Source organism: Stenotrophomonas sp. HMSC10F06 (assembly GCF_001807865.1).
Lineage (GTDB): Bacteria > Pseudomonadota > Gammaproteobacteria > Xanthomonadales > Xanthomonadaceae > Stenotrophomonas > Stenotrophomonas bentonitica_A.
On sequence record NZ_KV791259.1, the window covers coordinates 108287 to 109931 of the forward strand.

Genomic DNA, 1645 nt, shown 5'->3' on the forward strand with positions numbered 1-1645 from the left:
CTGGGGCTACCAGCGCGACCTGACCCGCACCACCAATGCCAACGGCTACACCGCGCAGCTGCCGAGCAACGATTTCGCCGTCATCGACGCCGATACCAACCGCCTGTACATGATGGACCCGAACAACTGCGCCAACGTGGCCAGCCAGTTCGGTGGCACCACCGTGCTGGGCACCCGCCCGACCGGCCAGTCGTGCGGCACCTACTTCGGCGCCGGCTACAAGACGCTCAAGAACGGCAAGGACAGCGGCCAGTTCTATTCGGCGATGACCTTCGACGTCAACGACAACCTGCAGCTGTTCGCCGACGTGCTGTACAGCAAGGAAAAGACCGAGTACACCTCCGGTTCGAGCTACCTGTGGTGGGGCACCAAGAGCGGCATGGGCGGCTTCTACGACCAGTCCTCGGGCAAGGTGGTGAACCTGCAGCGCGCGTTCGCCCCGGAAGACATCGGTGGCCAGGGCTACAACGACGTCCTCAACAGTGACGAGAGCCGCTCCTACCAGGTGACCCTGGGCGCGAAGGGCATGGCCGGCAACTGGGACTACAGCGCCAGCTTCACCCGCGGTGAGTACAAGCTCACCGAAAACAAGTTCATGCGTTGGAAGGACCCGATCAACAACTACTTCGCCGAACACGTGCTGGGCCCGCAGCTGGGCACCACGGCCGACGGCTGGGGCATCTACAACCCGAACTACGACGCGTTCTACTCGCCGATCTCGCCGGAAGATTTCGCCAGCTTCACCGGCTACGCGACCAACCGCAGCCGTACCTGGCAGAACCTGGGCCGCGTGCAGATCACCAACGGCTCGCTGTTCTCGCTGCCGGGCGGCGATGCCGGCTTCGCCGTGGTGGTTGAAGGTGGCAGCGAAGGCTGGGACTACTCCCCCGACCAGCGCCTGCTGGACGGCCAGGTGTGGGGCTCCTCGGCCGTGGCTGGCAATGGCCACCGCAGCAATTATGCGGTGACCTCCGAACTGCGCATGCCGGTGCTGGAGCAGGTCACGGTGACCGCTTCGGGTCGCTATGACGCGTTCAAGATCGCCGACAACACCGTCGACAAGGCTACCTACAGCCTGGGCCTGGAATACCGCCCGATCGACAGCCTGCTGTTCCGCGGCAAGTACGGCACTGCGTTCCGCGCACCGACCCTGTCCGATGCCTTCCAGGGCAAGAGCGGGTACTACGCGGCCAACTCGACCGACTACTACCGTTGCGGCACCCTGGGCTATGCACCGGGCAACACCGCCGACTGCCGTTACCACGACAACGTCTCGGTGTACTCCGAGCGCGCCGGCAACCCGGACCTGGAGCCGATCACGGCCGATGTCTGGAATGCAGGCGTGGTCTGGGCACCGATGGCGAACCTCTCCATCTCGGCCGACTACTACAACTGGAAGATCGAGAACGAAGTCGATACGGCCAGCACCGACCAGCTTCTGCTGGCCGAGTACTACTGCCGCAACGGCCTGCCCAACGGCTCTTCGGCCAGCTGCCAGAACGTGGCCGACTGGGTCGTGCGCGACGCCGCCGGCAACCTGAGCAGCCTGTACACCCCGAAGATGAACGTGGCTCGCCAGAACCTGCAGGCCGTGACGGTCGGCTTCAAGTATCTGCAGGACATCGGCCGCTTCGGCTCGCTGCAG

The 1645-nt window shown here is 64.6% G+C and carries 1 protein-coding gene; it reads left to right on the forward strand.

All coding sequences use genetic code 11. From position 1 onward, the window contains the following. Positions 1-1645 (forward strand): TonB-dependent receptor (locus HMPREF3113_RS18905; protein ID WP_254665233.1); only part of this gene is annotated, 1645 nt, incomplete at both ends.